This window comes from Photobacterium sp. (genome assembly GCF_033720175.1).
Lineage (GTDB): Bacteria > Pseudomonadota > Gammaproteobacteria > Enterobacterales > Vibrionaceae > Photobacterium.
The window spans coordinates 74,873-90,324 of the sequence record NZ_JAWWDA010000003.1 but is presented as its reverse complement, the minus strand read 5'-3'; the positions used below and the strand labels follow the sequence as shown (position 1 = coordinate 90,324).

11 protein-coding genes are annotated in these 15,452 nt (G+C 44.2%); 8 read left to right on the top strand and 3 right to left on the bottom strand.

Annotated elements, in window-relative coordinates; genetic code table 11:
• Positions 1-15 precede the first annotated feature (15 nt).
• The 8 genes from punC to R3289_RS04800 all read left to right on the top strand — a co-directional run bounded on the left by punC (position 16) and on the right by R3289_RS04800 (position 7,966).
• Positions 16-1,224, top strand: a complete 1,209-nt coding sequence (punC, locus tag R3289_RS04835) for a purine nucleoside transporter PunC (protein WP_318924360.1) — start codon at positions 16-18, stop codon at positions 1,222-1,224.
• 594 nt (positions 1,225-1,818) lie between these two features.
• The gene (gene artP, locus R3289_RS04830) at positions 1,819-2,547 is read left to right on the top strand and encodes an arginine ABC transporter ATP-binding protein ArtP (protein ID WP_318924359.1); all 729 of its coding nucleotides are present in this window, start codon (positions 1,819-1,821) and stop codon (positions 2,545-2,547) included.
• A gap of 192 nt (positions 2,548-2,739) precedes the next feature.
• Positions 2,740-3,471, top strand: a complete 732-nt coding sequence (locus R3289_RS04825; protein ID WP_318924358.1) for an arginine ABC transporter substrate-binding protein — start codon at positions 2,740-2,742, stop codon at positions 3,469-3,471.
• Position 3,472: 1 nt separating this feature from the next.
• Complete coding sequence (artQ, locus tag R3289_RS04820; protein ID WP_318924357.1) at positions 3,473-4,162, top strand: arginine ABC transporter permease ArtQ; 690 nt, start codon at positions 3,473-3,475, stop codon at positions 4,160-4,162.
• Positions 4,159-4,830 carry an arginine ABC transporter permease ArtM gene (gene artM, locus R3289_RS04815; RefSeq protein WP_318924356.1) on the top strand — a complete coding sequence of 224 codons (672 nt, stop codon included), beginning with the start codon at positions 4,159-4,161 and terminating at the stop codon, positions 4,828-4,830. The genes artQ and artM overlap by 4 nt, the downstream gene beginning before the upstream one ends.
• A 296-nt stretch (positions 4,831-5,126) precedes the next feature.
• Positions 5,127-5,465 carry a hypothetical protein gene (locus tag R3289_RS04810; RefSeq protein ID WP_318924355.1) on the top strand — a complete coding sequence of 113 codons (339 nt, stop codon included), beginning with the start codon at positions 5,127-5,129 and terminating at the stop codon, positions 5,463-5,465.
• Positions 5,466-6,166: 701 nt separating this feature from the next.
• A complete protein-coding gene (gene gltS / locus R3289_RS04805) occupies positions 6,167-7,390 on the top strand; it encodes a sodium/glutamate symporter (RefSeq protein ID WP_318924354.1) in 1,224 nt (407 codons plus the stop codon).
• A gap of 339 nt (positions 7,391-7,729) precedes the next feature.
• The gene (locus tag R3289_RS04800; protein WP_318924353.1) at positions 7,730-7,966 is read left to right on the top strand and encodes a YdcH family protein; all 237 of its coding nucleotides are present in this window, start codon (positions 7,730-7,732) and stop codon (positions 7,964-7,966) included.
• A gap of 170 nt (positions 7,967-8,136) precedes the next feature.
• On the opposite strand, the gene R3289_RS04795 is transcribed toward R3289_RS04800, so the two are convergent.
• From R3289_RS04795 to R3289_RS04785, 3 genes are all read right to left on the bottom strand, one after another.
• Positions 8,137-10,704 (bottom strand): hypothetical protein, encoded by a 2,568-nt coding sequence (locus R3289_RS04795; protein WP_318924352.1) that lies wholly within the window; start codon positions 10,702-10,704, stop codon positions 8,137-8,139.
• Positions 10,705-10,927: 223 nt separating this feature from the next.
• Entirely contained in the window at positions 10,928-12,937 is a 2,010-nt protein-coding gene (locus R3289_RS04790; RefSeq protein ID WP_318924351.1) for a metallophosphoesterase family protein, read from the bottom strand.
• Positions 12,938-13,858: 921 nt separating this feature from the next.
• The gene (locus R3289_RS04785) at positions 13,859-15,421 is read right to left on the bottom strand and encodes a hypothetical protein (RefSeq protein WP_318924350.1); all 1,563 of its coding nucleotides are present in this window, start codon (positions 15,419-15,421) and stop codon (positions 13,859-13,861) included.
• Positions 15,422-15,452: the final 31 nt, after the last annotated feature.

The following is a 15,452-nucleotide window of genomic DNA, read 5'->3' as shown; positions in this document are numbered from 1 at the left end:
TAAAGTTCAACCATAATGAAAAACCAACCATCTAAAGTCACCCTGAGCTGGTTTGCCTGCCTAAGTATGTTAGGTTTTCTGGCGACAGACATGTATTTACCGGCATTTGCGACTATTCAAGAAGACTTCAACACCACACAGCCGCTTATTGGCTTATCCCTAAGTATATTCCTGTTAGGAATGGCGCTTGGTCAACTGGTCTATGGCCCGTTATCGGATCGAATTGGCCGTATCAAAGTCCTTCTGGGAGGGATGACCCTATTTAGCATCGCATCCGTACTGTGTGCTTTTGCTCCGACTGTCGAACTGTTCCTGGCAGCACGTTTTACTCAAGCCTTGGGCGCCTGTAGTGCCACAGTTATCTGGCAGGCTGTTGTTGTTGACCGCTATGAAGGTAAAGTATCAGAGCGTATTTTTGCGACCATCATGCCGCTTGTCGCCTTATCTCCGGCGCTTGCCCCACTGGCTGGCGCACTACTTGAAGGTCATTTCGGCTGGCGCAGCATCTTTATTTCACTGGTAGGTTTTGGTGCAGTTATAGCAGTTATGACAATAAAGGAGACTGAAAGTGCTCCTATAAACAAAACACATGAAAAGACAAGTATTAAGTTGCGCCGTGATTATCAGCAAATTATACGTTCAAAAAAATTCGTCGGAAATATGGTTATTTTTGCGGCTTGTTCTGCCGCATTCTTTGCATACCTGACGGGATCGCCTTTTGTCATGGGAGCTATGGGTTATTCAGGTGCCGATATCGGTTTGAGTTATGCGCCACAAACTATTGGCTTCATTATCGGTGGCTACGGCTGTCGGACTCTGCTGAACCACTTCGAAGGGAAACAGATCTTACCTTGGTTATTAAAGCTATTTTTCGCAAGTGTGGTGGTAATGTTCCTTATTTCAACCAATACTGAGCCAACAACCATCTGGCCGATCCTTATCCCATTTTGCTTCCTTGCTGCTGCCAATGGGGCGATTTACCCTATTGTTGTTAGTCAGGCTCTGGAAGATTTCAAAAACTGCAGCGCGACTGCAGCTGGCTTGCTGAATTTCCTGCAGACCATTATCTGCTTCGCTGCAAGTGGCATTGTTTCGGCCTTTACGGCAAAAGGATTGATTACGGTAACGACTGCAATGCTCGCTGCCGGTTTTGTCGCAATAATTGGTTTTGCACTTGTTGTGCAGGCTCGTCGGCAGGCAGTACAACAGGTACAAACTGCATAATTGCATTTCTGAACAGTAAAATTTGCATAATAAGTTGAGGCTGCCTTCCGGCGGCCTTTTTTATTGTCTCAAATCCTTACTTTTTTAATCGATTGAAATGACTAAATTCTCGTAATCGCTTTTCCCGCCCCATCATCAATTCATACGATCAAGCAGTAATCAGCAAACATACAGCAGCTTATTACTAGTTTTCGTTAAGTAACTCCGTCAATATTTATGCCAACGAAGATCTTTCATAGTTCAGGGTTTCAGATCGATAAACAACCCGAGCCCAGCTAAACTGAAAACGATTAATTACATATAAATCATAATAATAGAAAATCACCCGATATTAGAAATGATCTTTTTCGTACTTTTCTTTTCCGGTGAGATGCGGTTATCGCCATGATTGTTCGAAACGATTCATCATAAATGTATCAGTGTTGGCTTATTTAATACCAAAAACACAAAGTGGCTAAACCAGTCATTAACACTGAAAAATGAACAATTAATATACAAAAAAGCAACAAAAACGATTTTTTATACATTTTTCTTGAATAATAACCCATCATGGGTAGTATAAACATCCGGTGACAATTAATGCAGCATAACGGCATGAGTATTCAAGTTCGCGGTATCAACAAATTCTACGGCAACACGCAGGTTCTTCACGATGTTAATTTCACCTGTCACACAGGAAACACCCTCGTGCTGTTAGGCCCAAGTGGTGCAGGCAAAAGCTCACTACTGCGAGTACTGAACTTGCTGGAAACAGCGAATAGCGGTGAACTGACTATTGCTGACGAAACATTTGACTTTGCCGCTGAGGTGCAAGAAAAAGAGGGTTTAAAGCTGCGCCGTAAGGTTGGCATGGTGTTTCAGCAATATAACTTGTGGCCTCACATGACCGTACTGGAAAACTTAGTAGAAGCCCCAGTGAAAGTCGCTGGAATGAATAAAGATGACGCACATAAAGAAGCAATGAGCATTCTTTCAACCTTGCAACTGGCAGATAAAGCAGATGCCTGGCCGATGCAACTTTCTGGCGGCCAACAGCAACGTGTAGCGATTGCCCGTGCTTTGATGATGAAACCTGATGTACTGCTTTTTGACGAGCCGACAGCTGCGCTGGATCCGGAAATCACCAACCAAATCGTCCAGATCATTAACAAGCTAAGTAAAACCGGCATCACCCAGATTGTAGTGACTCATGAGGTTGAATTCGCAAAAAAAATTGCAAGTCATGTTCTTTACCTTGAGAAGGGACACATCATCGAACACGGCACGAAAGAGGCGTTCCATACACCAGCAACCTCTGAATTTGCGGAATACCTGACTCACTGATGAATAGATAATTTGCATAGTCTCTGGCGATTCAGAGAGTTCTATAAATTGATATACCTTCATTATTTCTATTAGCCCAGATATTTCAGCAGACATAACAACGTCAAGTCTCGCTTTAAAAAGCATGCTGAAAGCTGATTTTTCATTGATTAATTTATGGTTGATGAAAATAACAACGCACGGAGTATCGCGATGAAAAAGATTTTATTAGCAACGTTAATTGGCCTGGCTTCAGCCAATGCAGTTGCGCAGGAAGAGATAAAGTTCGCGATGGAAGCGACTTATGCGCCATTTGAATTCGTTGATGAAAACAATCAAATCCAAGGTTTTGATGTTGATTTAGCGAACGCGTTATGTGATGAGATCAAGGCTAAATGCTCTTTCCATAACCAAGCATTTGACAGCCTAATTCCTGCACTAAAATTCCGTCGTTATAACGCAGCTATTTCTGCAATGGACATCACTGAAGCCCGTAGCAAACAAGTTAGCTTCACCGATGCTTACTACGATAATGCCGCGGCATTTGTAACCCTCGGTAACAACATTGCCGATCAAGCCGACCTTAAAGGCAAGCGTGTTGGGGTACAAAATGGTTCAACACACCAAAGCTTCCTGCTTGAACAAATGACAAACGTAACTGCAGTGCCATATGCAAGCTATCAGGATGCCTTCATTGATATGCAAAATGGCCGTATCGACTCTGTGTTTGGTGATACTGCTGTTGTCGCGGAATGGTTTGACACCAACGATAAGCTCAGCTACGTCGGTAAGCCAGTCACCAACACAACCTATTTTGGTAACGGCTTTGGTATCGCGGTAAACAAGGACGATCAGGAATTAGTTGATAAGCTGAATACTGCACTTAAAACAGTAAAAGCTAACGGCCAGTACCAGATTATTTTTGATAAGTATTTCGGTAAGTAATATGGCGTTTTCGGGTTACTCTTTGTCGCTCGTAGAAGCAAGCTGGATGACCATTCAGCTTGCATTTACCAGCTTATTAGCTGGCTTAGTGCTAGCGGTTTTGTTTGCCGGTGGTGAGATGTCGCGCCACCGCGCTATTTCTTGGCCGACAACGGCATTTGTAACCGTTCTTCGTGGTTTGCCTGAGCTATTAGTGGTGCTGTTTATCTTTTTCGGCTCGGGTCAGATATTCTTTATGATCACCGGTGACTATGTCGAAATCAGCCCATTTTTATCGGGTGTCATCGCGCTGTCATTAATTTTTGCCTCGTATGCTGCGCAAACGTTGCGGGGCGCATTAAAAGCAGTTTCAAATGGGCAGCGGGAAGCCGCGCGTGCATTAGGGATCAGTCGCTTTCATGGTTTTACACGGATTGTTTTACCACAGGCGATTAGGCATGCCCTACCCGGATTAACCAACCAGTGGTTAGTGCTGCTAAAAGATACCGCATTAGTGTCACTGATCGGCGTCACCGATCTGCTCAAGCAAGCACAGTTAACGTCCGCGGCTACGCACGAAAGCTTTATCTGGTATGCGAGTGCCGCAGCCATTTATTTAGTGATCACGTTAATAACCCAACGCGCAGTAAAAGTCATTGATAAGAAATTCACCGTTCAGGGCCTACACGTATCACAAGGAGCGACCGCATGAATGAGCAACATGTCTGGAAAATGCTTGAAGGCCTGCTCACCAGTATTGAATTGACCGTCGTTTCACTGTTTGTAGGTTGTATTATCGCAATCTTGATGACTCTGACGCTAATCATGCGAACAACCGGTATCCACTGGCTAAGCCGTGCCGTCATTACTTTATTTACTGGCACACCATTACTCGTGCAAATATTTTTGGTGTATTACGGACCTGGACAATTTGAAGCGGTACGTGAAAGCATACTATGGAACTGGCTGAGTCAGCCTTGGTTCTGTGCCATGTTCGCTCTGGCCTTGAATACCGCGGCGTACAGTACACAACTGTTCAAGGGGGCCTTTGATGCGATTCCATCCGGTCAATGGCAGGCTTGCCGTGCTCTGGGGATGGACAAGGTGGCATCATTAAGAGTCTTACTTCCTTTTGCCGTTCGCCGCGCTGTTCCGGCTTATTCAAACGAAGTCATTCTGCTGTTTAAAGGAACGTCGTTGGCGAGCACAATTACGATTATGGATATTATGGGCTATGCACAGCGTATCAATGCGCAAACCTATGACACATTAGTTGTCTTTAGTGTTGCGGGGGCTTTCTACCTTACGGTTAACGGCGTTCTGACTCTGGTATTTCGTAAGGTCGAGAAAAAAGCCCTCGCGTTTGAAAACGCGCATTAGTCCCAGCCCTTATTCGTAACACCCTCATTCCATTCAACGCAATAACGTAAAGCCAGTAGTTCACCGCTATTGGCTTCGTTGTTCTGCTCCGCCCCCCGAAACATTTGAATGATGTCAGTACTCAAGCAAAAATCATAGCCACGTACCCTGCCAAGCCAATATCATGCTAAATTAGGAAGTTGAAGGCAAAGAGTCTACTGTTTGCAATAATATTTCCCCCTAAAGCTATTATTGCGCTTCTAATAGTCGTCAAGCTGACTTAATATATTCAGGTAACATTAATAAGGCAGCAACCTATGAGCTTTAGTGACCATTTAGATAATTTCATTAAGCAACGTGATCAGCAACCTCAGTCTCCAAATCGGCAGTCTTATCGCCGCCAGCCTGCGATACATGACGCGACAGGTCAGAGTAAGGCGCGTGAAGCCATAGCAAAAGCACAAGATGATGCTTCGACACGAGCAACGATTGAAACCAAAAAGCCTCATGTCCGTATACATGGTCGCTGTGTCACTGAACAAGAAGCCTATAATCTCGAATTAAAACAAGTACAGCCGACACCTGTCAGTCAATCAAGACTGGATTATATCCAGCAATTAAGAAAAGACTTAAAGCTCAGAAAACATTCTGACTAGCCGAGGATCAAGCTGGTTATTAAACTAGCTTGATCTTATAGACACAATCTAACTATCCTACGTATTCTTGCGCATATGATGCAATAATACCTATTTTCTTTCCGTCGAGTACATGGCTCGCTTTATTAACCCGTATATTGCCTTTTTATTTATCACGGAACCCTATCGAAACTGTATGATTATTGAACTATTTCATACTGGAGCGATAACTTTTAAATTTTTCTCATAAAAAATATTTTATGAATATAAAAATATAATGGTTACTTAATATGCATCTTGGGCATACTTCATTTTCATAAACATAACTGTCTACAAAAAACACAGCTTAACAATTACATTACAAAACTATTTGAAGAGTATTTCTATTTCATGAATATTAAATGAAAAGGAGTCTAACGATAATGCATTGAAATATCTAAAGCCCCATACTCAAACGACTGTTTTTCGCCCTTAATATATGACTTTATTCACATAATTAGTCAACTCTTCTCCCCTCCCACCATTACATCAAAACAAAAACAATCAATACTCATGCGACACACAAAATCAGCAACCAGAATTAACAATAAAACCAGTTGATATACATTAAAAATACCACTAATCGCGTACAGCTACACTATTTACCCAGAAAAAGCAATATAGGCACAAGGCATTTTAGCCGTTAAAATTAGCCATTAAGAAAAGTATGAAAAGACAGAATAATGAACTCAAATATTCAAATTAACGAGCTCGAATCCTTGCTCATTGCGATTATCGTGCTTTTTCTTGGCTACTTTATTAATAGTAAAGTTAAGGTACTGAGAAGATATAATATTCCTGAGCCTATTGTAGGCGGTCTTGTTGTTGCTGTGATCATCGCAATTATTCACCAACAAGGCGTTGATATCACCTTTAAGCTGAGTATTAAAAACACATTGATGCAGATGTTTTTTGCTACCGTCGGTTTAGCGGCAAGTTATAAACTGCTTGCTCAAGGGGGCTCTCGTGTTTTTCTATTTCTCGGATTAGCCACTGTATACATTATTATCCAGAACGCTGTCGGAGTCGGACTCAGCACCATGCTTGGCCTAGATCCTTTGCTTGGTCTGATCGTCGGATCAATCACGTTATCAGGCGGTCACGGTACGGGAGCAGCGTGGTCACAAACATTTGCATCAGACTTTGGCTTGCACACCCTCGAGCTCTCAATGGCTTCTGCGACCTTTGGCCTAATGGTAGGGGGAATCATTGGCGGTCCTGTTGCTCAGCGCCTGATCAAGAAGTATCAGCTGAAGTCCTCCTTCGGTAACAGTGAAAATCACCATATTAAACATCCGGACCTTGTTACCTACAGCGATCATGAGGAAGACAGAATTACGTCAAAGAACAGTATCGAGGTTCTCTTCATTTTGCTTGTCTGTGTAGCGGGCGCAGTACATATTAAAACGTTTGTAGATAGCTTTGGCATCTCATGGTTACGTATTCCTGATTTTGTCTATTCCCTCTTTGTTGGCGTTTTCATTACCAACCTTTGTGAAACGTCTAAGTTATACAAAATCAACAAAGAGACCGTCGATGCTCTCGGTACAATATCGCTTTCACTGTTCCTTGCTATGGCATTGATGAGCCTGCAACTCTGGGACTTACTTGAACTTGCACTGCCAATGTTGGTTATTCTTACATTCCAGACTCTGACACTCGCTTTATTTGCCTACTTCGTGACATTTCGGGTTATGGGCCGCACATATGATGCTGCAATCATCGCTGGAGGTCATTGTGGCTTCGGAATGGGGGCAACACCGACAGCAGTTATGAATATGGGCTCTTTGGTTTCGCGCAACGGACCTTCACCACAAGCCTTTATGGTGGTCCCTATTGTTGGTGCGTTCTTTATTGATATTACCAACCTGATCGTTCTTCAAGGCTACCTCAGCTTTATTCAATAATCTGATCAATACCATCGAGAGTGACGTTGTCACTCTCGACCTTTCAAGCATCCTATTCTCTATTTCTCCATCACTAACAAGATACTGATGACTCTCAGCTAACGCGTTATCTGATTTCGTTCTATCCTTTATATGTAGTCAGAAAAATTACAGCGTGATCCGGCCGATTCATAGTCATGAAACGGCTGAATCATCAAAACAGCTGTTCTGGTTACCCGTATAAGCTTGAGAATTTACAACAGGGTGTGCGCTTGAGTTGATACAATTTCATTAACCCTCCCTAAATAAAAATAATATATAAGCAGGGCAACGATAGTCAAGAACGTATGGAGTATTAGGATGTTAGGTGAAAATCATGCACTCTTCATTGAGTTCCCTGAAATGAAAAACAAGATCCACCAGCTTAAAATGACAGACGAAAATTTCAGATCAATGTCAGAGCGATACCATAAACTCGATCATGCTATACGAGGGTTAGAAGGCAATAATGTTCCTACCGAAGATCACCATTACGTTCAGCTTAAAATGGAACGTGTGCAGTTAAAGGATAAAATATTAAGCATTTTAAATAACTAGATTCTACATTTACATGGGAAAGATGTTCCCCCTAAGCCCGGTGATTAAACCGGGCTTATTAATGGAAACGTGTATATTTAAATCAGGTTATTTGGGTATATAAAAAACCATTATTAGACTTTACTATACCCATTATCTCCATTGCAGTAGCAGAATTCCGGCAACGCCGATTATTCACTCGTTTTATATTCCACGTAAAGCTGCGGTGCTCCGTTACGATCTCCGTCGTATGATTCCGCAACCCGTTCCCCGGATCCGCTGACAATTATTACGATCGAGTTACCACTTGCCCATCCTTCACGGTCGACGACTTCCTGAACCAGTGATTTAATGTTTGGGGTTCTCTGGTTCAAGCCAGCCTCACCTCTGGATGACCATGGTGCAGGTTCCCAGGTTACTGAAGCCGACGTACGTTTCCTTGACGAGATGTTTTCGTCTTCTTCCCGGAAAGTTGCAGCATTGTCTGTTGCTTCTGCCGCAAAAATTAACGCTGCCGCACCAGATTCAGTCTCATCTGTCTGAAACTGAATATAGGCATTGGTAATTGTTGCCTGTGCTGGAATAGTCATAGCATTGAAGCGCATACCGACGATCTGCTCCCTCTTGTCATAGACGAGTTCTAAATCACTACTGTTGATGTCCACTCTTCCAAAGCTTTTCTCTTCCGCATCATCTGAAGAGGCTTCGATACGTTTGCTCACCACCTGCTCGCCCACGATTGGCAAATCAATGTCAGGCTCCTCGATATCTGGCACATCTGGTTTATCCGTTGGCGGTAAAGTGGCATCAAACGGAAACATCTGATAATCGCTAGGTTTTGCTGTTGTAGGAATGGCCCCTATCGCCCCTGTTGCTCCTGATAGAATAGAGCCTATAAGTATTCCATTCGAACACATACTGTTTCCAGACTCACTTATAGCATTGATATTTCGGCAAGTAACCGGAACTGCCTTAGCTTTCGCCGGACTATTATCTGCCAGAATAAAATCCTCCATTTTAAAAATCTCAGAAGCGGTATTCAATGCCCAATAGTCTTTGGATGAATCAACCACATCTAATTTAAAATTAGTAAATTTCGGATTAGTACCGCGCTTTGGAATATCACCTAAACTATTTTGTTCAATGCCTCTAAGATCTCCCACCGTATCTTCATCATCCACTAAAGGTTCATTATCCTGAGTATTAACCTTCCAATAGACATTGCCGTCAATCAATTGGTTTACGCCTAGATTGTAGGATTTATTGATTTCACCATTAACCATCACCACGATATTATTGGCAAACGTGCTGCCATCCGGTTTGGCTGGCGTCGGAACAATACCTTTATATGAATTAAGCATGACTAACGTGTTCTGATAATAATGAACATTACGTGTCGCATAATCGCTGCCATCCTGCTTGAACATTTTTCCATAACCAAATTCCCCACCACCATTCCAGCTGTTTATACCGCTTTTACGATTAACAGGGTGATCACGAAGCAGGGTCACCACATTGCGGAAAAATAATAAGGGACCGGTCATTTCTACCGTATCCTGGCCTACTGCCACTACCGTTAGGCAATTCCTGATATAGTTGTGATCAATCACAATCTGGCCGATATTGGCGGTGCCACCATTTTTAGCTGCGCCTTCAATCTCAAACGCATCATCACCGCAGTTCTCAAGACGGTTATGATGAATAAAGATTCGATCTTCACCGTTGTTGGTGCCTATCAGATCCTGCCCTGAACCACGAATCAAATTCCAGGATATAACCCAATCTTCCGTTCCGCCTTCTAAGTTAATTGAAGTACCACGGGCACGATTAGCTGGCGTGGGGTCGTCCTTCATATCACTCCAGTAAATCCAGTAAGGTGCATCGCCGAGGATCCGAGATTGAGTGATAGTAATGTCATGTACATCAGAGGAGGACGTTGTAATGGCAGTATCGCCCATCCAGGCTGTAATCCCCTCAAACACCACGTGATGGGCATCTGACTTAAGCTCAATACTATCTTGTGCCTGATTAACGGTAAGGTTTTTAAATGTAAGATAAGAGCCCGTGACTATTAGCGTATTAGTTTCCTGAGACAACACTATCGAATAGTTCCTCGGATCGGCATTTTCAGTTGCAAACACTTCTCCGTAGCGCGCCTCCGCGTTTCTCAACGCTGTCGTCTTAGACAGACGAATATGGCATCTTCCATCAATTTCAATGGTGCCGGGACCTACATAAAATTTACTGCTGCTGCCCTCATATTTATCGGTTGTCGCTCGAAAATGATCAACGTCCAGATATGGAACTAATTGTACCCGCTCGTTTTCATAACCAGGAATACCCAGCACATATCCGTAAGCTTCATTGTCGTCACAATCAATCTTGGAACGGTATTCACCAAGTTGAGCATTCACTAATTCCCAGTCGCTATTGCCTGGTACTCGAAATTCCGGAAAACCAGAATCAATTTCGGCACTCTCACCTGGCGCGGAGGTAATTACAATAGGCGCATCTTTGGTGCCGCTGACCGCAGCTTCCACTATTTCATAATAGGTTCCGTCTCGTAAGTATAAAATATCTCCGGGCTTCAACTTTTGGATAGCGTAGTTAACGCTGGCAAAGGGTTTATCCATGGAGCCAACATTGTCGTTGTTACCATCGGTCGCAACATAGTAAGTTGCGGCCCAGGCAGATGAAATACTGGCGATAAAAACTACTATAAAGCAGCAGCTTACAAAAATACTCCGTTGTCTGCTCATGATCTTATTTCCTGCAGTAACATGATAGAAAATCGTTGCTGGTACTCTCGTCATTGAGCAGTTGAAATGCACAACACGGGAATTTTATCTTGGACAAAGAATAGTCTTGATCAAAAAGCAAACAAGTCGCATGAGTGAGAATCCGACATTATCTTGCTCTGACAATTAGCAGGCCAATAACAGAACGGATCTCCCCCATCTCTCCCTTTTGCTTTTGAACAGCCTAATGACAGGACGCACTGCCTGAATCACTAAACACTTTGCCCTCGACCGGAATAAACTCCCATTCGTAGCTCCCGGGATTCAGCGTGAATTTTATAACACCATGTGTATCGCCTTCATGAACCTCACTGTTAGGAGCAATCTCGGATTCGGGGATCGTCACAACATTCACTCCCCCCGTGCCCACGACAAATTGCCGAATACCTTGCAAAGTATCTATGGCACCATCCGCATCTTGTGGCGCAAAACGCTCATAGCCATGGCTATGGCCACTAATAACAACCTCTGCTCCGGCATCGAAGAGAATTTGCCAGAAATCACTTAGTTCTGGATTATTTCCAATACGGCCGGAGCTAAACCGAGGTTGGTGCCAGTAAGCGAGTGTGCAGGTATTTGTATGTTGCAACAAGTCGGCCTGCAGCCATTGGCCCTGAGCTGAATCATTATCGCAACCACCGATTTTATGACATTCAGAATTGAGGACGATGATGTGCCATTCACCAATATCGTAGCTGTAATACCCCTTTCCCGGTTCACCCGCTGCCGGACCAAAGTAGCTGAAATAGTCGGCAGCACCGACTGTTTGATATTCATGATTACCCGATGTGGGCCGTGTACGGGGCTTATGACGTCCCCATGACGAATCATAACAATCAGCAAACTCTTGTAGTGTTCCGTCTCCGTGCACATTATCGCCAGCGGTAAAAACCGTACCTGCCGTGACGTCTAGCAAGCGCGCTGTTGCTTCATTATCAATACCATCACATTCGCCTATATCACCCGCACCGACCAACACGTTTGGGCTTGGCACTAAGCTAAACTCGGTAACGCTTATCGCGCTACCGGTCAGATCGCTAACCGTAATTGGCCCAGAGGTTTCACCGGGGGGAACGGTGGCGTAAATTGTGTCACCTGATGCAATCCTGAACTGGGACGAGATCCCGTTGAAGGACACGTTTTTAGCGCCGCTAAAATTATTTCCTGTAATTTCCACCACCATCGCGGTCTGAGCGCTAGCTGGCATAAAAGATGTGATTACCGGTGATCCCGCAGGCTTATCTTCCCCGCCGGAGTATTCGACATGGAGTAAAGGTGCAGCATCTGGTTCTCCATCAAACGCCTCCGCGACGCGGTATCCTGTTCCTGAAATAATAATCGCCAAGGCGTTGCCACTTGACCATCCGGGCCGATCTACAATCTCTTGAATGATCGGGGCGATATCTGGAGTCTGCTGGTCGGGACCGACTTCTCCAACTGTCGTCCATGCGGGCGGAAACCACGATAAGGTGTTGGTCGTCCTCTGTCGCGTTGAGACATTACCGTTGGATAACGTAAACGTAGCGGCATCATCGGTGTTTTCAGCCTCAATCGTAAGCAAAGTTGTATCCGAACTGGTCTCATCGGTCTGCAACTGAACATAGGCACGCTCGATACTGGCCCCCTGCGGGATGGTCACGGCGCTAAAACGCAGGCCGATTGTCTGATCACTGCCATCATAAACAAGATCCAGGTCGCCGCTCGTCAACCGTATTCTGCCTGACGTTAATTCTTCCGCATCATCGGTACTCGCGGCCACTCGCACATCCAGCGTGGCGACCTCTTCCCCTATCGTCACCGTTATCTGATCGGTTACCGTTATGGCTCCGCTATCCGTTACTGACGCCGTTATCGCGTGGGCGCCCCTCGACAGGTTGCTAATCGATAACAAAGCCCCAGCACCTATCGCCCCATCCAGATCCGAAGTCCACACCACATTTTCACTCAGGTCGCCATCCTCGGCGTCATCAGCCGTGGTGGTAAAGATAACCGTATCTCCGACAGCAAAGTTCGAGTTATCGACCGGTTCCATTATGCTCACCGTCGGGATGGTATTGCCGTCCCCTACCGAAAACTCAATATGAAGTAAAGGAGCGGCACTGGGGACCCCATCGAATGCCTCTGCTACGCGCTCCCCGGTTCCGGTAACAATAATCACCACAGAGTTGCCACTCGACCATCCGGGCCGATCCACAACCTCTTGAATGATCGAGGCGATTGAGGGTGTACGCTGAGCAGGACCCGCCTCACTCCGTATTGTCCATGGCTCCGGACTCCACTGAACGGAACTTGCTGTCCTACTCCTTGACGATACATCGCCATTAACATCGGTAAACGTTGACGCATTGTCTATCGCCGCACCTTCTATCATAAGCGACGTGGGTTCAGAATTGATCTCATCTGCCTGAAATTGAATATACGCATCCTCAATACTCGCCCCCTTCGGAACAGTCACCGTATTGAAACGCAAGCCGACAGTTTGATCGCTGGAATCATAAACTAACTCTAAATCGCTGCTGGTCAGTTTCATCCGGCCTAAGGATCTTTCTTCCGCATCATCGGTACTCGCCGCGATGCGCACCTCCAAGATAGTGGGCTCCGCAGACACCTTGATAGACAGTAGGGATAAAATGACAGGAGTGACAAAAATAAGGAAAAGGACTCTTCCTAGCCGCGAGAATAAAAACGAAAATATAGTCGTTCTTTTTGATGGGCTTACTTTATACATATTATTACCTGTTTTTCTTCATGTACCACATTGCCTATCCCCTGTAGCAGGATAAACTGTCGAAAAAACGATTGTTTTAAATAATATAGTACAAGTACGCAACATCTAAAGCTGAGCCGAGATCTTCATAACGCCATTCTTAATATTCATTACCATTTTCTCAAAGTTCATTATGCTTTTCTCAATATTCAGATTTACTCCGACACAAAAAAAGTCCGCGATGGCGACCTTAAGCCTTGGTTCTTATTCGCGGAAGTTCAGCGCCAAAATCAATGATAGCTAACCAATTGGCCTGCACCCAAATCACCTCAAACTCAGGGTATTATCAGTTAACTATTGACGATTTATCACTAAAAAACAGATGAGCTCCCTGCTTTTCATTAATGGCTAAAATTCATTCCATATACAACGCTTCATTTCCAGCAATACCTCATCCAATGGTTTACTTGCATCAATCACTTTTACTTTAGTCTCAGAACCATATTGCAAATTATTGATGGCTTCAACACGCCGCCAGCTTTCCTCAATACACATATCTTTTTTGCGTTCTACTGCAAGATCCGGGGTGATGGTCAATTTAATGACAATATCCGGTGAATAGTCTTCAGCCAGAGAATATGGACGACCTTCCCACCTTGCGATGGCGCGCAATATGCTTGACTGGTGGCCAAGCAAACCGGATAACAGCGGTCCGTCGTTAAATCCCATAATTTGATTTTGCGGATACCGATCACAGATCACCACCATACCGCGGTTTCGAGCCATATTTGCCTTGCGTAATTTACGACGTTTTTCTAACGCAAGGGCCGAAGCCCAAAGAACTTTAGCAATTAATCCTAACCGGGAACCTGAAGTACGATCGCGCGCACCATGTTCATTATGGTTGTCGGCATTCTGGTATTTTTCCGATCTTGATCCTGTCCGGTTTCGTAAGTATTTTGCGGCCCATTTCATCGGCCAGCGTAATAAGGAACTAGACCCATCCCCGCTGCCGAAATAAACAGGTAGCACGTCAATCTTCCAGGAGAGCCACTTCTGAATTTCGTTTATCTGGGTAGACTTACCTGCGCCATCACACCCTAATACTGCAATAAGAAGCCCCCCTTTAACATTTACCCGTTTGAGTGGCACTGCCATATGGAGATATTTCTTATTGATATAACGACTAATCCAAATCAACTCCCTTAAGTATTGACGCCACCCGGCACCGAATGCGGTATAGGTTCGATATAGCTGCATTTCTGATTTGGTATTCTTGCGAAATTGAATAATCTGGTGAAGGGTGGGCTGAGGCGTCGTGACAATTTCTCGCAACGGTTTAATTGATTTTTTTGGCAGCAGCATCTCTGCATTTTCGAGCACTTTTTCAAGATCCATTCGCTCTTGCAGCCAGTGAAACTCGCTTAACTCTGCTTTGCTGAAATAATTATTTTTGAAAAAGTAGAAAATGCGATCTCTTATTCTGAGCTTTAAGGCTTCACTTACCAATAGCAACAACATTTCCATGTTGGGATCAGTAATGTAAACCTTTTCCTTATGATCAAACACTCGCGAGGCAAGCACTTTCTGCTCCCAGGGGAGATGGTAACTTTTTAGATGCTTTTCACCCATTACTATCTGGTGGTGCAAATGTAAATGGCATAACATCCCGGTTTTAACATCAAGCCCAAGATAATCTTCAACCGCAGGAAAGCCATTGGTCGATACGGCTTGAAACCGTTTAAACCCCGCCTCTATTAACGCATTGTTCAGACTACGGTTACCTCCTTTCTCGACAAGAACATCAAGATCTTTGTAACCAAGAAGTCCTTCTCGTAGCTCTGCATTACTTTCCCAATGACAATATACTACACTCTCTCTGGCGAATTCCTTGAATACGCGAAGAGGTGTATCAATGCTATCCGGGTAGACCTGATCAATATTTAGATCTGAAATATAGGATGATTCCATTGTATCCCCAATCATATTCAATACATCGTAT